The organism is Malaciobacter pacificus, assembly GCF_004214795.1.
Lineage (GTDB): Bacteria > Campylobacterota > Campylobacteria > Campylobacterales > Arcobacteraceae > Malaciobacter_A > Malaciobacter_A pacificus.
In genome coordinates this window covers 553,208-574,806 of the sequence record NZ_CP035928.1, presented here as the reverse complement: position 1 = coordinate 574,806, position 21,599 = coordinate 553,208, and the positions used below count along the sequence as shown (strand labels likewise).

25 protein-coding genes are annotated in these 21,599 nt (G+C 26.3%); 7 read left to right on the top strand and 18 right to left on the bottom strand.

The window, feature by feature from the left end:
* Window positions 1–104: 104 nt before the first annotated feature.
* The 5 genes from APAC_RS02930 to APAC_RS02910 form a co-directional block, all read right to left on the bottom strand.
* Complete coding sequence (locus APAC_RS02930) at window positions 105–650, bottom strand: ferric reductase-like transmembrane domain-containing protein (protein WP_130232690.1); 546 nt, start codon at window positions 648–650, stop codon at window positions 105–107.
* On the bottom strand, window positions 651–1,610 hold the full coding sequence (msrP, locus tag APAC_RS02925; RefSeq protein ID WP_130232689.1) for a protein-methionine-sulfoxide reductase catalytic subunit MsrP: 960 nt from the start codon (window positions 1,608–1,610) through the stop codon (window positions 651–653).
* An 84-nt stretch (window positions 1,611–1,694) separates the two neighbouring features.
* A complete protein-coding gene (gene tpx, locus APAC_RS02920) occupies window positions 1,695–2,216 on the bottom strand; it encodes a thiol peroxidase (RefSeq protein WP_130232688.1) in 522 nt (173 codons plus the stop codon).
* Window positions 2,217–2,321: 105 nt separating this feature from the next.
* A complete protein-coding gene (locus APAC_RS02915; protein ID WP_130232687.1) occupies window positions 2,322–3,149 on the bottom strand; it encodes a CvfB family protein in 828 nt (275 codons plus the stop codon).
* A gap of 34 nt (window positions 3,150–3,183) precedes the next feature.
* On the bottom strand, window positions 3,184–3,972 hold the full coding sequence (locus APAC_RS02910) for a transposase (protein ID WP_130232686.1): 789 nt from the start codon (window positions 3,970–3,972) through the stop codon (window positions 3,184–3,186).
* Window positions 3,973–4,266: 294 nt separating this feature from the next.
* Between APAC_RS02910 and APAC_RS02905 the strand changes: the two genes are divergently transcribed.
* The 4 genes from APAC_RS02905 (at window position 4,267) to APAC_RS02890 (ending at window position 7,016) form a co-directional block, all read left to right on the top strand.
* The gene (locus APAC_RS02905) at window positions 4,267–4,761 is read left to right on the top strand and encodes a hypothetical protein (protein ID WP_130232685.1); all 495 of its coding nucleotides are present in this window, start codon (window positions 4,267–4,269) and stop codon (window positions 4,759–4,761) included.
* Window positions 4,758–4,985 (top strand): HTH-like domain-containing protein, encoded by a 228-nt coding sequence (locus tag APAC_RS02900; protein WP_130232684.1) that lies wholly within the window; start codon window positions 4,758–4,760, stop codon window positions 4,983–4,985. The genes APAC_RS02905 and APAC_RS02900 overlap by 4 nt, the downstream gene beginning before the upstream one ends.
* Before the next feature lie 95 nt (window positions 4,986–5,080).
* Window positions 5,081–6,007 carry a hypothetical protein gene (locus APAC_RS02895; protein ID WP_130232683.1) on the top strand — a complete coding sequence of 309 codons (927 nt, stop codon included), beginning with the start codon at window positions 5,081–5,083 and terminating at the stop codon, window positions 6,005–6,007.
* Window positions 6,008–6,296: 289 nt separating this feature from the next.
* Window positions 6,297–7,016 (top strand): hypothetical protein, encoded by a 720-nt coding sequence (locus tag APAC_RS02890; protein ID WP_130232682.1) that lies wholly within the window; start codon window positions 6,297–6,299, stop codon window positions 7,014–7,016.
* On the opposite strand, the gene APAC_RS02885 is transcribed toward APAC_RS02890, so the two are convergent.
* From APAC_RS02885 to APAC_RS02850, 8 genes are all read right to left on the bottom strand, one after another.
* Window positions 6,987–7,187 (bottom strand): hypothetical protein, encoded by a 201-nt coding sequence (locus APAC_RS02885; RefSeq protein ID WP_130232681.1) that lies wholly within the window; start codon window positions 7,185–7,187, stop codon window positions 6,987–6,989. The two genes, APAC_RS02890 and APAC_RS02885, sit on opposite strands and share 30 nt — an antisense overlap.
* An 83-nt stretch (window positions 7,188–7,270) precedes the next feature.
* On the bottom strand, window positions 7,271–8,065 hold the full coding sequence (locus tag APAC_RS02880; RefSeq protein WP_130232680.1) for a metal ABC transporter permease: 795 nt from the start codon (window positions 8,063–8,065) through the stop codon (window positions 7,271–7,273).
* Between the two features lie 120 nt (window positions 8,066–8,185).
* A complete protein-coding gene (locus APAC_RS02875; RefSeq protein ID WP_130232679.1) occupies window positions 8,186–8,926 on the bottom strand; it encodes a metal ABC transporter ATP-binding protein in 741 nt (246 codons plus the stop codon).
* Window positions 8,927–8,979: 53 nt separating this feature from the next.
* Complete coding sequence (locus APAC_RS02870) at window positions 8,980–9,723, bottom strand: ElyC/SanA/YdcF family protein (protein ID WP_130232678.1); 744 nt, start codon at window positions 9,721–9,723, stop codon at window positions 8,980–8,982.
* On the bottom strand, window positions 9,724–10,509 hold the full coding sequence (gene amrB, locus APAC_RS02865) for an AmmeMemoRadiSam system protein B (RefSeq protein WP_130232677.1): 786 nt from the start codon (window positions 10,507–10,509) through the stop codon (window positions 9,724–9,726). It lies immediately after the preceding gene.
* On the bottom strand, window positions 10,506–11,051 hold the full coding sequence (gene amrA, locus APAC_RS02860; protein WP_130232676.1) for an AmmeMemoRadiSam system protein A: 546 nt from the start codon (window positions 11,049–11,051) through the stop codon (window positions 10,506–10,508). Before amrA ends, amrB begins: the two co-directional genes overlap by 4 nt.
* A 9-nt stretch (window positions 11,052–11,060) precedes the next feature.
* Window positions 11,061–12,002 carry a ferrochelatase gene (gene hemH / locus APAC_RS02855; protein WP_130232675.1) on the bottom strand — a complete coding sequence of 314 codons (942 nt, stop codon included), beginning with the start codon at window positions 12,000–12,002 and terminating at the stop codon, window positions 11,061–11,063.
* Window positions 11,999–12,592, bottom strand: coding sequence for an ATP-binding cassette domain-containing protein (locus tag APAC_RS02850; RefSeq protein ID WP_130232674.1), 594 nt, complete (start codon window positions 12,590–12,592; stop codon window positions 11,999–12,001). The genes hemH and APAC_RS02850 overlap by 4 nt, the downstream gene beginning before the upstream one ends.
* A 125-nt stretch (window positions 12,593–12,717) precedes the next feature.
* Between APAC_RS02850 and APAC_RS02845 the strand changes: the two genes are divergently transcribed.
* A complete protein-coding gene (locus APAC_RS02845; protein ID WP_130232673.1) occupies window positions 12,718–14,565 on the top strand; it encodes a sensor histidine kinase in 1,848 nt (615 codons plus the stop codon).
* Between the two features lie 124 nt (window positions 14,566–14,689).
* The gene (locus APAC_RS02840) at window positions 14,690–14,983 is read left to right on the top strand and encodes a c-type cytochrome (RefSeq protein WP_130232672.1); all 294 of its coding nucleotides are present in this window, start codon (window positions 14,690–14,692) and stop codon (window positions 14,981–14,983) included.
* A gap of 42 nt (window positions 14,984–15,025) precedes the next feature.
* On the opposite strand, the gene ccoS is transcribed toward APAC_RS02840, so the two are convergent.
* Window positions 15,026–15,268 carry a cbb3-type cytochrome oxidase assembly protein CcoS gene (ccoS, locus tag APAC_RS02835; protein ID WP_130232671.1) on the bottom strand — a complete coding sequence of 81 codons (243 nt, stop codon included), beginning with the start codon at window positions 15,266–15,268 and terminating at the stop codon, window positions 15,026–15,028.
* 11 nt (window positions 15,269–15,279) lie between these two features.
* Window positions 15,280–17,721, bottom strand: coding sequence for a heavy metal translocating P-type ATPase (locus APAC_RS02830; RefSeq protein WP_130232670.1), 2,442 nt, complete (start codon window positions 17,719–17,721; stop codon window positions 15,280–15,282).
* Window positions 17,722–17,843: 122 nt separating this feature from the next.
* On the opposite strand from APAC_RS02830, the gene APAC_RS02825 reads away from it, so the two are divergent.
* Window positions 17,844–19,466: an EAL domain-containing response regulator gene (locus tag APAC_RS02825; RefSeq protein WP_130232669.1), complete on the top strand. Its 1,623-nt coding sequence runs from the start codon at window positions 17,844–17,846 to the stop codon at window positions 19,464–19,466.
* Between the two features lies 1 nt (window position 19,467).
* On the opposite strand, the gene gmk is transcribed toward APAC_RS02825, so the two are convergent.
* From gmk to APAC_RS02810, 3 genes are read right to left on the bottom strand one after another with little or no spacing between them, the layout of a single operon-like run.
* Window positions 19,468–20,085 carry a guanylate kinase gene (gmk, locus tag APAC_RS02820; protein WP_130234570.1) on the bottom strand — a complete coding sequence of 206 codons (618 nt, stop codon included), beginning with the start codon at window positions 20,083–20,085 and terminating at the stop codon, window positions 19,468–19,470.
* Window positions 20,085–20,900 carry a hypothetical protein gene (locus APAC_RS02815; protein WP_130232668.1) on the bottom strand — a complete coding sequence of 272 codons (816 nt, stop codon included), beginning with the start codon at window positions 20,898–20,900 and terminating at the stop codon, window positions 20,085–20,087. Before APAC_RS02815 ends, gmk begins: the two co-directional genes overlap by 1 nt.
* Window positions 20,897–21,580, bottom strand: a complete 684-nt coding sequence (locus tag APAC_RS02810) for an ABC transporter ATP-binding protein (protein ID WP_130234569.1) — start codon at window positions 21,578–21,580, stop codon at window positions 20,897–20,899. Before APAC_RS02810 ends, APAC_RS02815 begins: the two co-directional genes overlap by 4 nt.
* Window positions 21,581–21,599: the final 19 nt, after the last annotated feature.

Genomic DNA, 21,599 nt, shown 5'->3' with positions numbered 1-21,599 from the left:
TATCTTAAAAATACAGATATAAATAAGTCGCTGCGTCAACTTATCTATAAGAAAATTATAACGGCTCATGATTAATGTATTTTAAATACTTAGTTAATCAAAAGTTAATGGTTACTTTTTATACTAAGTTTATTTAATCTTAGCATTAAAACTACTATACAAAGTGCCAAATATAGGTAACTTGTGAACTCTAAACTTTTTTGTGCCATAAGCCAATGTATAATTATTAATACCAAAGCTATGTAAATTAGTTTGTGAAATTTATTAAATTTTCTAAAAAGTATTTTACTCGATGTTAAAGCCATAAATAAAACTATAAAAAAAGCAATCATTCCTAGATAAATAAATGGCTTATCAATTGTCTCTTCAAAAATAAATAACACATCAAACTGAGCATCAAAGCCAATAAAATTTAGTAAATGAAGTAGTGCATAAAAAAATCCATAAAGGCCAACTATTTTTCTATATTTGATAAGATTTATTTTCTCTTTTATAATTGAAAAAGTAATAGATATAAACAGAATCACAGTAGCACTAACACCAGTTAGTGTATAAATATATTTTATAGGGTCATTTACATCTTCAAATATAAACAATCTAACTAATAAATATAAAAGCGGTGTTAGTAAAACTAAATTTAAAATCTTCATCTAAATATACTTTGTTAAATCCATACCCTTGTATAAATGTGCAACTTCTTTTTCATATCCATTGTACATCAAAGTCTTTTGCTTTAAAAAACTTCCTAAAACACGTTCTCTTTTTTGAGACCATCTTGGATGATCAACATTTGGATTTACATTTGCATAAAAACCATACTCTCTTGGATTTTCTTTTTGCCAAGTATTTAGAGGCTCTTCTTTTACAAAAGAGACTTTAACTACAGATTTAATAGATTTAAAACCATATTTCCAAGGAACAATAAGTCTAATTGGAGCACCATTTTGTTTTGGCATAGAATCACCATATAAACCAACAGCAAGTAGTGGCAAGTCATTCATGGCTTCATCAATTCTAAGACCCTCTACATAAGGGTAATCTATCACTCCTAGTTTTCCTCTTTTTTGGTCTGGAAAACTAAATGGGTCATATAAAGTCTCAAACTTTACATACTTTGCACTTGAAAGAGGTTTTACTTTTTTTACTAACTCTTTTAATGGAAATCCAACCCAAGGAACAACCATAGACCAACCCTCAACACATCTAAATCTATAAATTCTCTCTTCTAAGTCAAACATCTTTACTAAATCTTCAAAATATATCTCAAGAGGTTTTTCAACTTCTCCATCAATAGTAATTAACCAATTATCTGTATCTAGTGTATGAGCTAAGTCTTTTACTCTACTTTGATTTGTGGTAAATTCATAAAAGTTATTATGACTTGTGATTTGCTCAAAAGTGTTTAGTTTTAGATTATCAGGGTTTGTATCTTTTATATAGTTTAGAGTTGGTGTAGGGATATTCTCTTTTGCAAGAAGCTCAGTTAATGCAGAACTTGCTACTAAACTAGCCGCACCAAGTTTTATAAAATCTCTTCTTTTTTCAAATAATTCTTTTGGAGTTACTTCATTTTCACTTAATTGCCATGAAGGTTTTTTAAATATTTTCATTTAAGAGTCCTTTACTAATCTTTTAAAATTATAAAGATTTTTTGTAAAGGATATGTTTAGAGGAAAACTAGTTTCCCCTAAAAATTAGTGACAACCACATCCTGTACCACAAGATAATACTGCACTTAAAGCTGCATTGTAGTTTGGCTCTTCAGTAATTTCTGGACAAATTTCTTTATAAGTTACTTGACCACCTTTGATTACAAAGATTGCTCTACAAGTAACACCTGCTAATGCACCATCAGCAATTAAAACACCATAAGCATTTGCAAATTCTTTTGCTCTAAAGTCAGATCCTACTGTTAAATTTTCAATTCCTTCAGTTGTACAAAATCTTTTCATTGCAAATGGTAAGTCCATAGAAACTACGATAACTTCTGCACCTTCGATTTTTGCTGCTTCTTCATTGAATCTTCTAGTTTCAGCTGCACAAACAGGAGTATCTAATGATGGAACTACTACTACGATTTGAGTTTTTTCACTTCCACCAACTTGAACATTTGATAAGTCTTGAGCTACTACGTTTACTACTGGAGCTGTATCACCTACGTTAACTTCAGTTCCAGCTAAATTTACAACATTTCCTTTTAACATTGTTGTTGCCATATTTGTTTTTCCTTTTAAATATAAATTAATTAAAGTGATTTTATAAAATTTAATATTTAAATAGGATAAATTTAGTCTTAATTAACTGCAATCAAGATGTAACTGTTACGATTTAACTCTTATTGATGTTTCATCAAGGATTATTTTACCCTCTTGTATTAACTTAGTAAGAGTTGCTTTAAATGATTTCTTACTAACCCCAAACATCTCTTTTATGTCTGTAGAGTCACTTTTATAAGTAAAATCTAGCTTTCCACCATTTTGAACTAAGATTTCATAAACTTCATTATCTTTTACTTTCTCGCCAATCTTCTGTAAAGTAATATCTAGTTTATTATCACTTCTTACAGTTTTTACATAAGCTCTTTTTTTATCACCTATACTTACATTTTCAAAAATTTCATTATGGAAAATCATACCTTCATAAAGATTGTTTACTATTACTTTAAATCCAAGTGGAGTTTTTGAATAAACCATAACTTCAACTTCATCTTTTCTTTCTAATCCAGTGATTTTTTTCTCTAAGATATATTTTTGTGATGCAATAAGTCTATTTGTTTTTTCATCAAGTTGTAACTGAACTATTGCTCTCTCACCGATATTAAAAGTTTTTTTAGTTCTATTTTTAGGTAATAATAAATCTTTTGGTAATCCCATATCTAAAAAGTACCCAAACTTAGCACTATCAACAATCTCTAAAAAAGCAATCTCGCCAAGCTTTGCATAAGGTTTTAGTGTAGTAGCTACTGGTCTATCTTCACTGTCAGTGTAAACAAACACATCAATAACTGAGCCCATAGCCATAGTTTTTGTAACATATATATTTGGAAGTAATACTTCCTCTTCATCTGCTGCAATTAAGTAAACACCTGGTTCACTAACTCTGTTTAATTTTAGTGAGTTTATCTCACCTATTTTTATTTTTTCATTCATTGGTTATTCCGTCTTTCTATTTAGTTGTTGTATTTTAGCATAATTTTTTAACCCCAGGGGTTGAATCTCCACTTTTTAGTATTTTTGAAATAGATGATTTAGATAAATTCAAATAATTTCCAATCTCAACTTGAGTATAACCATCATAAAAAGAGTTAAAAATTGAGTTATTTCTTTGTTCTTTTGAATCTACATCTTTAAAATGCTCATTTAATGTTTTAATTTTCAGTACATTGATTTTATTTTTCTTTTTTTCTATATTTTCTTTTTCACTTAGTAACTCAATTTCTTTATCATTCAGTGGATTATTTAAAAAATCACTCAATGTCTTAATATCAAAATCTTTTAATAAAATTGAATTTTCGCAACAAGGATAATATTTCAAACCTTTAAAAATATTATATGATAAAGTAAAAGGATAAGATGAAATTTTTGAGCTAATATTTGCTTCAAGAGGGTTGTACTCAATATATTTTATTACTGTATACAAATAGTTATCAGATAAAACATATTTTGATTTATATCTATCTTGCCACAAATGGCCACTTCTATTATATTTTCTGTTGAAATATATTGCATAATTTGCATTTACAATTCTCATAAATGATGATAGATTCTCTTCCTTTGTTTCTAGTAAAAGGTGATAATGATTCTCCATCAAAGCATAAGTATGTAATATGATATTATGAACTTTTGAGCTTTTATTTATGATTTGTAAAAACATATCTTTATCATTTGGATGATTAAAGACATTTGTTCTATTTACTCCTCTATTTACAATATGATGAAATCCCGCAAAATCAATTCTAGGTTTTGTAGGCATAAATACTCCCTATTTAATAATTTTATAAATTATAATAAGAATTTTAATTAATCATTTAAAATATTTCATTTTGTAATATCATAAATTTAAAAGTGGAGATTCAACCCCTGGGGTGTAGTTTTGGGGTGTAGTTTCGGTGTAGTTTCAAAAGTGGAGATTCAACCCCTGGGGTGTAGTTTTGTGTAGTTTTTGGGGTGTAGTTTTGACCCCTATTTCTTAACTTAAAAATACTTATAAGTACTTTTAAGTTAAATTAAGTAAGTTTATATTATAGTTTCAAATAAGGAGTCAAATATGAATGAAATTGTTTCGAACTTAATTGAAAATTCTAAACTTGCCTATAAAAAATCAATATTATTAGGAGATGAAGAGTTAGAAGAATTGCTTTTGTCTATACTTACAGACACAAAAAAACTACAAGATGTAGCAAATAGTAAAAAACAAAATAAAACCTCTTTACTAACTGAAAGAACAGAAGAAGAGGAAATTGAGAGAGTAAAAAGAAAAATACCTTCATGGTTTTCTAAACCAGAACAATATAACCATAAAATATTAGTAGCTTTTTTGAAGATATCTAATAAAAATGAAATATCTGTAAATTTAAATGATTTAGAAAAAGCTTCAGGATTGGATCAGCATAAATTCAAAACGAATTTCAATCAAATGAAAATAATTTCATATAAGAATCATGGAAAAGTATTTAGTGAGCTAAATGAAGATGTTACTTTGTGGGAGCCTTTGGCCGAATTTATTGTTAATGAGTATGAAAAAATGGAGATAAAGCAATGAATGAAATAGAGCTATCAATTATTTTAAATAAAATGATAGAAAGTGCAAAAAAAGGTGAAATTTATGTTCAATATCATTTATTTGGGATTAAATACGCAGATATTATAAAAGAAAGTAATCTTAGTATTGAAAATATTGTTAAAAATGCAGGAACTCAAAAATCTTTGGCATCTGAAATTAGAAAAGGTACAAAACTGTCAAAGTATGTAGAAATTAAAAATTAATTTCCAGACACTAAGTTGTCAATTTTTAATAGTAAAATATTTTATAACAAATATTCATATAAATTGTATTTAGATAAATTTTGCAAAGGTAAAGTATGAAAAAACTAATTATAGGTCTTGGTGGTTGCGGTAACAATATAATCAATTTACTTCAAGATAAAATAGATGATTCTTTTAAAACTTTATCAATTCAAAAAGATTTACAACTACTTGCAATAAGTCAAGCTAATTTTAAATTGAATCCAAAAGATAATGATTTTGAAAAAAAGTTAAATACTTTACTTCAATATTCAAATAAAGTGATTTTAGTTTTAGGAGCTGCAGGAACTTCTTCTTTATTATACTTTGAAAATTTAGTAGTAATTTTTAGAAAAAATAGAGTTTTATTTAACATAATAGCTTTACAATCATTTAGAATTGAAAACACCAATAAACAAGAAATCTCGAAGAAAACATCACTATTAATAAGACAATATACTAAAAACTATGAATTTATTAGAGAAAGTAATCCAGAAAAACATGATATTAAAGCTGTTAATTTAATCTTAGAGTATTCTATAAATCTTAGAGGAGCAATTGAAAAAATAAAAGAAAACAAACTATGTATTTCTGATGCATATGGAATTGGTTCATGTTCTACATGTGGTTGTATGGAAGCTGATAGATTAGTTAAAAAAATAGAAAATATTGAAGATGAATTAATTCAATTTAATATTGATGATATTATAAGTGAAAAAGCTTACTTTTCAAGTTACAGAGATATGCCAATAGAACTTAATGTCATTATATTTATTTATTACAGAGTAACTTTTAATAAAGAAAAAGTATTAAACTTCTGGCTTGAGAATTTAAAGGATAAAAATATTAGATTTTTTGATGTAATACTATTTTATGTTTTAAAGCAAAAACCATTTTCAGAAAATATAAAAAACAAATGGATTAAAAGATGTGAATCTTTAGTAGAAAAATATAATGATAGATCTCTTAGAGAGACTATTAGATATTGTAAAAGTAATGATTAAAGGTATAAAAAAAACTATCTGTTAACATTTAGTGCTGGTAAAGAACGAAGATATTTATATCTCAATCAAAATTTACAGATGATACCATATTAACAATTACAGATGCTAATACTTTTATTCATAATAAAGATATGGCAATAACTAAACAAAATTATCCAAGAAAATATTAAGGTAAGCTATAGTGGAAGATTCTTTTCTTGGATATATGATGAAAACCCAAAACCATATGAAATCTATTGTTTGTATGGGTTTGGTGTGTATTTGAGATTAAAATAAAAAAAGGACTCCTTTGAAAAATATATTTATAATTTTTACAATTAGTTTTTATATCAATTTTCTATTTGCCGAAAATAATAAAAATGAAAAAATAATTACTGATAAAATAGAAATTCTATTAAATAATTACCTTGAAAATATAACAACCGGTAGAATTATGTCTTTATATGCAGATAAGATAAATTATAATAATTTAGGTTTTATTTCAATTTTTGAATTAGTAGATCTAAAAGAAGATCATATTGAAAAATGGCCTTATATCAAAAAAGATGTGGAAAAAATAAACTCAAAGTATTTTAATGAAAATGGTGAATTTGTTGTTAATCTAAATGTAGTTTCATATCTTTATAGTCTAAAAGAAGACAAAGGTTTAAAAAGAGAAGAAGAACTTGAGTTAATTTTTAATAATAACTCTTTATCCATTCTTTCAGAAATATCAAAAATCAAAAATGAAAAAAATTACACTCCTATTTTAAATAATAAACTACCACCCAAATATTTCATTTTTAATCCAGCAGGAGGAGCAGGAACATCTTCAAGCTTACACATAGATAATATTAAAAATAGTATTGTACTTAAAAGCTATGGAATTTGTAATAGTAATTTACTTTGGAAAGGTACTTTTGAACAATTTAAGAAACAAAATGAATTCATAATAATAGAAGATATAATTTGCAGAAAGAGTATTAATCAATGTGGAAAATTATATGAACAAAAAGATAGTATAGAATAAAAGAAAAGATATTATTATTAGTTTTGCTACATATCCATCAGTTGGTGATACAATAGATTGTTTTTGATTTTGGAATTTTATTGCATTTATTTGAGACTCTAAGTTTCTTGCTTCTTTTTGGATAGTTTGTAGTTCTTGGTATTTGGTATCTTTAAATTGATTTATACACATAAAAAATAGAGCCTTTTGTTTTTATAATAAATTTTATTATATCTAACAAATGACTCAGAAATGACTCAATTTGAATAGTTTTTTTATCTTTTAATCAACTTCACAATAACCAAAATAGCAACTGCAACGATAATAATACTAGCCCCTGAGCTAATATCATAAAGGTAAGAAATCACAAGTCCAAGAAGTGTAAATAAAGTAGCTAAAAGAGCACTTATAAACATCATTTTAGACAGTTTATTAGCAAAAGTTTCAGCTAAATATGTAGGAATAGTCAAAAGAGCAATCACAAGTATAAGCCCAACTGCTTTGATAGCTGCAACTACACAAAGTCCTGCAAGGATTAAAATAAGTGTATAAAAGAACTTTACATTTATTCCTCTTAGACTTGCAAATTCACTATCATAAGAAACGGCTAGTATTTGCTTATAGAAAATTGATACTACACTTATGATAAATAAATCAAGAAGTAAGAGATAAGTTATATCATCACTTGATACAGCAATAATACTACCAAAAAGATATGACATCAAATCCACATTATAGCCAGGTGTTAAATCCACAAATATAATACCAATAGCCATACCACTAGCCCACATCATACCTATGATGGAGTCTATTCTTTTCTTATCATTTATGGTTAGTATTGCGATGATTATTGCAGTGATTATTGCAAAAACAGTTGCTCCAAAAAGCACTGGAATTCCTAAATAAATAGCAAGTCCAATTCCACCATAAGAACTATGGGCAATTCCACCTGTTAAAAAAGTGATTTTATTTACAACTACAAGTGAGCCAATGATACCAGCAGCAATTGAGATTAGAACTCCTGCTATGATTGCATTTTGAATAAAGTCATATTGTAAAGCTTCAAACATATATATCCTTAAAAAATGTCCCATTTTTTAAGGGACCAAATCATTTAAATACTACTTTTTAGCGATGAAGTAAATTCATCTAAAAGTAGCAAAATTCTAAAGAAGGTAACGAGTTACCTTTTAATGCTCATGATTACAACAAACTTGAGTTTTACCAAGTGCTGCTAAAAGTTCAACTTCACAAAGATGTTCATCATTTGCTGATACATTGTTAGTTACTTGGTCTAGTTTGTGATACACAAGATTTTTATTTACATGGGCTACATTTTTTGCATAGTTTAAAAGAACTGAAATATCATGACTAACAACAACTATACAAATAGATTTATTAAGCTCTTTTAATAACTCATAAATCTCTTTTTGTCCCTTTACATCAATACTTGCTGTTGGTTCATCAAGTAGTAAAATCTGAGGAGTTGAACAAAGTGCCCGAGCTATAAATACTCTTTGTCTCTGACCTCCACTTAAATCTCCGATTTTGCTATTTGCAAACTCTTCCATTCCAACTTGTTTAAGGGAATTCATAGCACAAGATTTATCATGACTTGAATAACCAAAAATTCTTTTTTGTTTTGAGACATGTCCCATTAGGACTACTTCAAGAGCAGTAATAGGAAAGTCAGTATTTAAGTTTGTATTTTGAGGAACATATCCTATTTTGTCATTTTTGATATTTTTATTTACTTTTCCATTTTGAGGTTTTAATAAACCTAAAACTAGTTTTAGTAAAGTTGATTTACCGCCACCATTTGGTCCAATGATTGCTAAAAAATCATCATTATCTATTGATAAATTTACATTTTCTAGAACATTTTGTTTTTGATATTTATAAGAAAGATTTTCTATTTCAATTAGTTTCAATTTTACCTCTTTATGCAACAAAGTCGCAATATTATCTAAATATTAAAATAAAATCAAATTTGTCCTCTTATCTTTGACCATAAAATACCTAAATACTCATGAACTGCAACTTCAACTTTTCTTAGATTTTCTGAATTAAAATATGAAGAATAACCTTCAGATTCATAAGCTAAGTTTTGAGTTGGAGCAGCTATTGGGTTTAAACCAACTTTTTGAAAAAGAAGCATTGATCTTTTCATATGAGATGCACTTGTAACTAAAATAAAAGCTTGATTATCTACTATTTTTTTTACTTCAATTGCTTCTGAATAAGTATCTTTTGGAGTATCCAACCTTATTATATCATTAGGGTTTACACCTAAAGATATTGCAAGTTTTTCTTGCATAGAGGCATGTGAGTTTTCATCAAAACCACTATAACCAGAAACTATAAACTTTACATTTTCTAGCTTGTTGTAGTGTCTTATACCTTCAACTAATCTATTAACTCCTGTACTTTTTACTTGAGAAGTAATACTTATGTTGTCATCGCTTTTATGTCCGCTACCTAAAACTAAAATATAATTCACATTAGGTGTTTCTAAAAGGGCTTTATGTGAATTTTCTAAAGGAGACAAAATTGCATTTGAAATAAATTGATTAGATAATAAAATAAACCAAAGAAGTGCAAGGATAGAAAAAACTTTTGCTTTTTTATATGAGTTTGAAATTAAAAAAATAAAAGCCAAAAACAGCAAAAAAATACCAATTGGAATTGGTAATAAAAATGCCGAAATAAATTTTTTCAATAAAAACATTTATCTTCCTATTAAAGCTGATGTATAACCAACTACTCTATTTTTGTCTTTTGAAACATCTGCACTTGTACAGTAATGAAGTAACTTTGATTCATATCTATTTTGTATTGCCCAATTTATAAGTGCCTTTACACCAACTTTACCACAAGCTTCACAAGAATTAAACAAATCTAAATTCTTATTTTGAACAGCACTTAAAAAAAATCCATCCAAATTATTTGCCTCTTCTAAAGTGTAAAAATGACTTAAGTCAGTGCTAATTACTACTAAATTAACACTGCTATTTAAAACCTCATCAATAATCTTGGAAATCTCTTTATAATCAATCTCACCATAAATTATTTCTACTATTTCAACATCACCAAAATAGTGTTTGATAAATGGAACTTGTACTTCTGTTGAGTGTTCAAATTCACACTCAATATTAAAATCTAAAAAGTCATATTTATCTATTAAATACTGACTAAACTCTTTGTCAATAGATAAATTTCCAAGAGGTGTTTCATACTCATCATACAAAGCTACACTCGCACCCTTTAAATAAACATTATGAGATGGACCAATTACAACTACTCTTTTGTAGCTTTTTAAACTTGCTTTTTTATATGCTAAATTTGCAGTATATCCACTATAAATATATCCAGCATGGGGAACAATAATTGCTTTAATATCTTCAAATGTTTCGTCTGTATCTTCAAAACTATTAAAATGATTAATATATCTTAAAATCTCATCTTTTTCATTTGGATAAAAACTTCCTGCAACTACTGTTTTTCTAATACTCATTTGATTTTTTTAACCTCATAGACAAATACTTTAGGATTATAGTCAAATAAGTTATCATCAAAACTACCTTTATAAATAAGATGAGAAAAAAACTCTTCAAAAGTTGCTAACTGTTCCCAAACTTGGGGTAAAAAGGTGCTTCTCTTTCTATTGTATTCTAAAATCACACCATGGATATTTGGTTTTATTTTTGATTTTAAATCATTTAAATCAGAGTATTGAACTTCAACAGGTGAGCTTAAAATAGAGATCTCAATATCTACTTTTTTAAACTCACTAGGTGTTAATTCCAAAAATCTTGGATCTTCAAATGCTGCAGCATATGCATTTGAGATTAAGTCATCTATTAAACTTCTTTTAGCTTGAAGTGAACCAATACAACCTCTTAATTCTCCATCTAAATTTAGAGTTACGAAAGTTGCACCAGGATTTTGAAGTTTTGGAAAATCACTTAAAAGTTTCTCTTTATCTATTTTGATATTTGAATCAAACTTTTTTTCTATAGACTTTTTTACAATATCTAATAAGATTTGATTTTCCATTTACTTCTCCTACATATATGCTTTGATTATATCCTTAATAGCTTCAACAAATTCATCACTATCATTTACACATTTACAAACTTTAAATTCACTCACCCCTATTTCTTCAGCCATTTCTCTATACTCAATATCAAGCTCAAAATCAGTTTCAGAGTTATCCACAATAAATGCAATTGGATAAATTACTACTTTTTGGTCTTTAAAATTTGTTAACATATTATCAAGAGAAGGCTCTAGCCATTTCATAGGACCTACTTTTGATTGATATGCAAGGTTTACAGACTTAAAGTTATAACCCATAAATTTAAGTTTTTCTCTTAACATTATTACATGCTCTTTCATTTGCTCTTCATAAGGATCACCCTTATCAACTATTTTTTGAGGAAGACCATGGGCTGAAAAAATTAGATTATATTGTGTACTATCATCTACATTTCTAATAATCTCATTTACAATACAATCATTAAATTTATCATTTTTATAAAACTCTTCAAAGTAAGATATTTTAAATGTATCATATGGAGCCCAACCTATAAAATCCTGAACTGATGATTTTGTAGTAGTTGTTGAGTATTGTGGATATAAAGGAAGTAAAACAACCTCTGTTATTCCATCTGCTTTAATTTGCTCAATAACTTCAGCAGCAAAAGGAGGAGTATATCTCATAACTTGATATGTTTTGAAACCTTCAATTTTTTCATTACATTTTGCAACTAACTTTTCAGTTAAGGGATTAATTGGAGAAGCATTTCCTATCTCTTCATAATTTTTCCATGCTTCATCAAGTCTTCTTGATACAATAAATTTTGCTATTAAACTTCTAATAAAATCAATATTAATTGTTAAAATATTTTCATCATTAAACATATTTGTTAAAAACATTTTTAACTCATCTTTATTTCTAGCTCCACCCATATTTAGTAAAACTAATGCTTTTTTTTGTTCGTTCATTTTTCCTCTAACCTTATAATTTTATCACTACACCATTTAGCCATATCAATATCATGTGTTATTAAAAGAATTGCACAATTATCAAGCAAAGAAACCAATAATTTCATTACATCATATGCAATTATATTATCAAGTGCAGAAGTTGGTTCATCAACCAAAAGTAATTTTGGTTTCATCAAAAGTGCTCTTAAAATTGAACATCTTTGTAACTGACCTCCACTTAATTCATATGGCTTTTTATATAGTAGTTCTTTTTGTAGTGTAAGTTTTTCTAGTAAACTTGGTAACTCTTTTTCATAATCTCTTTGTACTACATCATTAATTTGCTCTATTATTGAATAAGTTGGATGAAAAGAGTTATATGGATCTTGAAAAATCAAACTTATATTCTCTTTTTGAATAGTTCCTTTTATTGGTTTTAAAGTACCAATAATAAGTTCAAAAAGTGTTGTCTTTCCACTTCCACTTTTTCCAAATATAGTAATAAGTTCACCTTCATGTAAATTTAAATTAAAATTTTCATAAATTGGTTTCTCTTTTTTATAATAAAATGTTAAATCTTCTACTTTTAAAACTATATTTTTATCCAAATTTTTACCTTATTTAAAAGTGTAGTGTATAAAAATTTTTCTTTATTTTAGTAAAAGTATATACTTTGATATATCACTTTTTAATTATTTATTATATTTTATGTATAATAATCAAAAGGAAAGAAATGATACAAATAATAAAAATAATCTTTTTTATATTTTTATTTACTTCATTCATAAACGCGCAAGAAACAAAAAAAAATATTTTAATAATTACTAGTTATAGTAGCTCTTATCCTTGGGATATAGACTACACAAAAGGAATACTTGAAGTTCAAAAAGAGCACAAGAATTTAAATATTTATAAAGAGAATTTAGACTCACTTATAAATCGAACTTCTAATTATGAATATTTTTATGAATATATAAAAGATAAATACAGCTCAATAAAAATAGATGGTGTAATAACTGAATCAAATCCAGCTTTTTATTTCATGCAAAAATATGGACTTAAACTTTTTTCAAATATACCTTATGTTTACTACACCAATGAAAAAAAAAGTTCAAACTTTTCAAATACAATTAATATAACAAACACAACAAATATATATAATAGTTTAATGTTAGCAATTGACCAAAATCCTAATGCAAATAATATGATACTTATAGATCAAGAAGAGCATATAAATTTACAAAAGCAAATAGAAAATATAAAAAAAGATCTGAATATTAGAGACTTAAGTAATTTACCACTAAATGAAATAATAGATATTACATCAAAAATAGATAGTCATACTTTCATATTTTATTTATCATATTTTAAAGAACCATTAGGAAATATCTTTAAATCACAAGATGTTCTTAATAAAATCTCAGAAAAGTCAAAAATACCTATCTATTCAATTTATTCCACTTATTTAAATAATGGAATAGTAGGTGGTAATATCTTATATAGTAAATTACTTTCAAAAGAGTCTATTAAAGCTATAAATGATTTATTAAATAATAGAAAAAACTCTTATAAAGTTTCAAAAACAATTTTAGATAATAAAAAACTGAAGGAATTTAACCTCTCTATTCCTAAAATACAAAGTGCTGAGATAATAAACTTAGAATCAAAAATTTCATTGTTATTAAAGTATAAAAAAGAAATTATTTTAATAGTTCTTCTTTTTATAATATTAGTTCTATTTTTAATATTCACAATCTATCTTAGTATTTCCAGAAAAAGATTAATTAATAAGTTAAAAGTTAAAAATGAAGATATTATAAATGAAAGAAATGCAAAAGATAAAACAGAAAAAATACTAATTCAACAAAGTAAAATGGCTGCACTTGGAGATATGATTCAAAATATAGCCCATCAATGGAGACAACCTTTAAGTGTAATATCTACAAGTGCTAGTGGAATAAAAATGAATAGGCAATTCGATATAATAGATATAGATCAAGAATTAAAATCCATAGACAAAATTCTTGAAAGTACAAAATATTTATCTAATACAATTGAGGTTTTTAGAAACTTTTTTAAACCATCTAATACAAGAGAGTTTTTTGATATAGGGAAAAGTATTGATGAGGCGATATTTTTAGCAAATATTGATTCAAATCCCTATTACAATATACAAATAAAAAAAGATTATGAAAAATTAGACGTAAACTCTTTTAAAAATGAATTCATTCAAGTAATATTAAATATCATTAATAATGCAAAAGATGCACTAATACAAAATATTAGTGATAATGAAGATAGATTAATAATAATTAAACTATATCAAAAACAAAATAATCTTGTGATATCTATAAAAGATAATGCCCATGGAGTAAATGAAAAAATTATAGATAAAATATTCCAACCATATTTTACTACTAAACATAAAAGTAAAGGAACAGGAATTGGCTTATTTATGTCAAATGAAATTATTACAAAACATATGAAAGGGAAATTGATTGTAAAGAATTCGAACTTTACTTATAATAAAAATAATTATTATGGAGCAGAGTTCATAATATATTTACCAATAAAAATATAAAATTTCACAATTATTTTACAATAAATACGCATACTTTTAAAAGCTAAAAAGTTTAATTTAAAATATTAAGCTAAGCAAAAGAAAAAATAGCTAAAATATTTTTTCAAAATTTAAGGAGAACAAAATGAAAAAACTTGTATTAACTACAGTTATCGCTGCATCATGTGCTTTCGCTGCACCAGCTTCTTACAATACATGTAAAGGTTGTCATGGAGCTAAAGGTGAAATGAACACTACTACTGGTGGAAAATCACATATCCCTGCAGATTTAACTAAAGCTCAAGTTATTGAAGCTTTAAATGGTTACAAAGCTGGAAACTATGCTAATGCTGGTAAAATGAAAATGCTTATGAAAGGTCAAGTTGCAAGACTGTCTGATGAGCAAATCAAAGAATTAGCAGAGTACATCGGTAAATAATTTTTATTTACGTACTTTTCAAAAAGCTTAAAGTTTAATACTTTAAGCTTTTTTTATTTCTTCACTATTTTTATTTTTAGACTTTAATTCTTTAGCCTCTTTTAATTTTTTCTCTTTTTCTATGGCGTCATTTAAATCTTCAACACTATCAAAAAGCAATCCATCAACCATTTTATTTGAATCATCAAACTGCCCCGTTTTAGCACCCCAAATAAAAAGCAAAAGTAATGCAGCTGTGATAATCAGCCCAACAATCAACATTAAAAATAAGGTATCATTTATCATATATTTTCATCCTATTTCATTTTTATTCTTAATGAGTTTAATACAACAATAAGTGAACTTAAACTCATTGAAAGTGCTGCAACTAAAGGCATAACAAATCCAGCCATTGCAAATGGTATTGTTACAACATTATACAGTAAAGAGATTAATAGATTCTGTTTAATAAATTTGTATGTTCTATAAGATAAAACAAATGACTCTTTTAAAGATTTTAATGATGAATTTAATAAAACTATATCAGAAATTGATAATGAAACATCTGCTGAATTACCCATTGCAATTGCAACATCAGCATTACCTAATGCTACACTATCATTTAATCCATCTCCAACCATAACAACTGTTTTACCTTTTGCTTTTAAATCTTTTATATATTGAGCTTTTGAAATAGGTGTTTGTGATGCATAATACTCTTTTATACCTAACTTTTCCGATATTTTTTTTGCTACTGCTTCATTATCACCTGTTAACATTACTATATTTAAATTTTGTTCTTTTAAATAATCAATTAAATCTTGAGCATTTTCTTTAATTTCATCTTCAAGTTCAAAGGTTGCAATTACTTTTTTATTAATAGCAAATAAATAAACACTACTAGTACTATCAAATTTATACCAAATTTCATTATCTCTCATTAATTCAATATTTCCACCAATAAGTTCAAACTCTTTATCATCTAGATTTTTATATTTTGCAGTAACACCTTTTGCATTTATAGTTTTAACTTCATTTAAATTTTTTAACTCTAAGTTATCATATTTCTTCAATAAAGCTTTTTTAACTGAAACACTTATAGGATGAGAAGATGAATCTAGTAAAGAGTACAATAGATTTAATTTATGTATATTTTCATCTAAAATTCTCATTTTTACAACTGATAACTCACCTTTTGTCAAAGTACCTGTTTTATCAAAAACAACCGTATCACTTTTTGCAATTGATTCTATAAATTTAGCTTCTTTAAATAGTAAACCTTTTTTTGCTAATTCTGAAATACCTATTAAACTCGCTATTGGTGTAGCTAAAGCTAAAGCACAGGGGCAAGCAATTACAATCACTGAGATTCCAACAATAAATGATTTCTCAAAATGATTAGTTCCTTCATAATCAAAACCTAAATCAATCCCAAAAAAATACCAAACTAAAAAAGTCAATAATGATAATGATAAAATTGCTGTAGTAAAACCTTTTGATATTTCATTTGCAGTATTTTGAATTTTTGGTTTAGAGTTTAATGAATCTTCTAATAAAGTAACAATTGATGAAAAAGTTGAGTTTTTGAAATCTTTTGTTACTTCATACTCAATTAAAGAATCATTATTTATTGTCCCACTATATAACTCTGAACCTACATTTTTATAAACAGGGATTGATTCACCTGTTAAACTTGATTCATCAAATGAAGCATTACCTTTTGTTATCTTTCCATCAACGGGAACTTTTTCCCCTGCTTTTAATTGAACAATATCTCCAATGTTTATGCTATTTAACGCTACAACTTTTTTTATACCATCTTTTATAATAGTTGCTTCTAAAGGAAGTGAAGATTTAATTTTATCTAGTGTATCAACTGCTGATTTTTTACCAATTACTTCTAAATATTTCCCCACAAGTACAAAAGTAATAATCATAGCAACACTATCAAAATAACTCTCGCCCTTTGCTCCAAATAGAATAAATAAAGAGTAAATATAAGTTAAAGTTGCGCCTGATGATACTAAAAAATCCATATTTAATACACGATTTTTTAAACCAAAATATGCACCTTTAAAAAATACCCAACCACTATAAAATAATACAGGAGTAGATAATAAAAATTCTGCAAAATGAATCATATGTTTTACATCATTATCCATTCCAGTGAAAAACCCCGTATATTTAGCAACACTTATCATCATAATATTCATACTAGCAACAACTGCAACCATCATACGAATAAAGTAGTCTCTTTTTGCTTTTGTAGCTTGAATATCAGCTATACTAGAATCATATGCATAAGCATTGTATCCAATAGATCTAATTCTTAAAATAATATCTGATAGCTTTAACTCATCCTCGTCCCAAATTATTCTTGCTTTATTTGTGGTAAAGTTTATATCAGCTTGAATAATTCCTTTTGTATCATGTAAAATTTTTTCATTTAACCATACACAAGCGGCACAATGAATTCCTTCAATAATCAAATCAATTTGATTAAAACCTTCATCGGTTTTACGAACATAATTATTTAAGAAATTTTCTGAATCAAATTTATTTAAATCATCATTTTCTAAATTTATTGGAGGAGCAATTGTTTTATTTCCTAATTTGTCATAAAATGAATCAAGACCATCACTTTTCAATAAATGATACACTCCTTGACAGCCCTTACAACAAAATTTCAAATCACCATCTTTTATCATAATTTCATCGTCAAATGAGAGATGACAATGATTACATTTTACTTTTGACACTATTTTTTCCTACTATTTATGGACAAGCAAAAAATTATTTTTTATTTTTTTATCTAAAATTATTTTGCAATTATGTTTATTTATGATATTATATCTTATTAAATTTGGAGTGCGTCTTAATCATGGTAAACAATATTTCAATACTAAAAAATATCACAATTTTATATGCAGAAGATGAAAAAGATTTAAGAGAAGTAACTCATCAAATTTTAAAAGGTTTTACAAAAAAACAGTATGTTGCACAAAATGGGCAAGAGGGTTTAGAACTTTTTAAACAGCATGAAAGTGAAATTGATCTAATCATAACTGATGTTAACATGCCAATCATGAATGGATTGGATATGGTAAAAGAGATTAAAAAAATTAATCTAAATATCCCAATTATAGTAGCAACAGCTTTTTCAAATAAAGAGTACTTACTAGAAGCCATTGATATTGGAGTAGATAAGTATGTTTTAAAGCCAATTGATGTTGCAAAACTTCTTCAAGTAATGTCTCAATCATTACTTTATCATGAGTTAAAAGATTTATATATTGATAAATTAACAAACCTTCCAAATAGAAATAAACTAAAAAAAGAGTTAGATGAAAATCATGTTGAATTAATGGCACTAATTGATATTGATGAATTTTCAACTATTAATGACCTTTTTGGTGAAGAGAATGGTGATATAATTTTAGCTGATTTAGCAAATAAACTTAAAAACTTTTTAGATAATAAAAAATTTACTATTTATAGAATTGAAGCTGACAAATTTGCAATTGTTGCAAATGAGCATGAACAAAACTTAGATGAGTTTGTTGAAATATGTAGGGATTTTGCAGATAAAATTGAAAAAGAATCTCTATATATCCAAGATAATGAAATTGATATAAATCTTACAATTGGTATTGCAAAAGGTGATGGATCTAGGGCATTTAAATACTCTCAAAGGGTTATAAACTATGCAAGAAGTAAACTTCAAAGAATAATGGTTTACAATGAAGCCTTTAAAATTCAACAATCATTTGAAGAGAATATTAAATGGGTTAAACAGTTAAAGACAGGGTTTAGAGAGAATTTATTTCAAGCATATTTTCAATCTATTGTTGATACAAAAACAAAAGAGACTTATAAATATGAAGCCCTAATTAGATACATTACAAAAGATGGACAGGAAATCTCACCTTTTAACTTTTTAGATGTTGCTAAAAGAACAAAGCTATATCCTAATATTATTAAAATTATTTTACAAGACTCATTTAAACTTATAAAAGAAAAAAATAAAAGAGTTTCTGTAAATATTTCATTTGATGATATTGCAAATGAAGAGACTACAAAATTTATTTATGAATCATTAGAACAAAATAGAGAATATACAGATAGATTAGAGTTTGAGATATTAGAATCTGAAGAGATATCTGATTTTAACGAAGTTTCAAAATTTATTTCAAATATTAAAAAATTTGATTGTATAGTTGGTGTTGATGATTTTGGTGCTGGATATTCAAACTTTAATCTACTAACACTGCTAGATATAGACTTTGTAAAAATTGATGGTTCATTAATTGAGAGTATTAATACATCTAAAGATTTAGAGATTATTGTTAGTACTATTGCAAACTTCTCAAAAGAGTTTGGAGTTAAAACAGTTGCTGAATATGTTTCAAATGAAGATATTTATAATAAGATTAAAGAATTGAATATAGACTATTGCCAAGGGTATTATTTTGATAAACCCTCGTCATTTGACTCTATAAAATAGATTAATTTAGCCAGTTAGATACGATTTTTTCTTTATCAAATAGTTTTGCTTTTATTCTAGTAATATTAGCAATACTAACTAATTGCTTCGCTGCTAGTTCTAAATTATCATTAATTATTAAATAATCATAAGTATCAAAATATTCAACTTCTGTTTTAGCATTTTTAATTCTTTTTTCAATAATCTCACTGCTATCTGTGTCTCTAGAAGTTAATCTATCTTTTAAGATATTTAAATTAGGTGTTGTTATAAATACTGAAGTAACAATAGAATCAAGCTTCTTTCTAACTATTTCATGACCTTGAACATCAATATCAAAAATAACTAACTTACCCTCTTTTAGTGCTTTCATTATAGGTTTTAATGATGTTCCATAGTAATTATCATGAACTTTTGCATACTCTAAAAAACCATCATTTTTAATATCTTCTTCAAACTCTTCTTTTGATACAAAGAAATAATCAACACCATTTTGCTCACCTACTCTTGGAGCTCTAGTTGTAGTTGAAATAGAAAAGTAATAATCATCAATCTCTTTATATACTTCTTTTAATAAAGTAGATTTTCCACACCCACTAGGTCCTGATAAAATTAATATAGCACCTTTTTTTTCACTTATCAATTCTTTTCCTTTAAAGCTATTTTAACATCAACAGTCTCACCATTTGCAAGTTTATCAATTATAGTTTGGTTAAACTTTTCTAATAATGGTTTTAATTCATCTATTTGATAATGACTAAGAACTAAATTATAAGGTTTAGGCTGATTTTGTTCTAAATCAAACTCATACTCTTTTACCTCTTCTAGAGCATCATCTATAATATCTGAAATATTTTTCCAATCCTCTTTTTCAAGATTAATTTCATCTTGAATTGATTCTTCTTTTAAAATATCATTTATTTTAGACAACTCACTTAAATCTAATACTCCACCGCTTTTAAGTGTTGCTAGATTTACGATACTTTCATCATTTTCTTCTTCAATTTGCTCATATATATCATTTGCTAAAGAATCTACATAAGCTGTAACAGGAACAGTGACTTCTACATCCTCTTCTTCATAGTCTAAATCAGCAACATCATTAGCTATTACTTTCTCTTTTTTATAACTTTCAACCTGAGCCTCTTCTTTAATAACATCCATTTGTTCTTGAAGTAAAACTGTAAGTTTCGTAGGTAAAAAAGGTCTTGGAATAATAAAATCTCTAGATTTGTCAAATGGTAATTCTTCACTTGAAATAGCTCCAAGCTTTTTTGAAAATTGTTTAATAATATTAAATTTGTCATCAATAAAATTTTGATCTATAACTATTAAGTCATATCTATCTTCAACATTATTATTTTTTTGAACAGTTAAATCAATATTTAGTTTCTTACAAACCAAAGTAAAAATATGCTCAATGATTGCAGTCTCACATATTAATAATAAATTCACTTTAACTCCTGCAATTTTAAATCTTCTAATCTGTACAATTTATCACATCTATAAGCTAATTCTTCTTCATGTGTAACAAGAATTAATCCTGCATCATTATTTTTTATGTAATCAAAAAGTGTATCCATAACTATATTTGCAGTATCTTTATCAAGATTACCCGTAGGTTCATCTGCAAAAATTATCCTAGGTTTTTTAGTTAAAACTCTAGCAATTGACAACCTTTGTTGTTGTCCTCCACTTAACTCACCAATTCCTTGAGCTAAAACGTGGTCAATTTTTAAATCTTTTAACAACTTTTCATCTAATGCTTCACCACTTAAAAAAGTAGCAATATCTAGATTTTCACTTGCAGTGAAACCTCTAAATAAATAGTGCGCTTGAAAAATTATACCAAAATCTTCTCTTCTAATTTTTAAAAGCTCATTTTGTTTTAATGAATAAAGATTTTTATTTTTATATAAAACTTCTCCAGCAAAAGGTTTTAATAAAGTTGATAAAACATTTAAAAGTGTAGATTTTCCACTTCCACTTGTTCCAATAATAGCTATTGATTCTTGTTTTTCTAATGATAAATTAATATTATTAAATAATTCATAATCAAATTTATGGGATAAATTATTTGCAGTTAGTAGTTGGTTACCTGAGATAGGTGTTTTTATATTTTGTTGTTCACCTATCACAAGTTTACCTTTATGA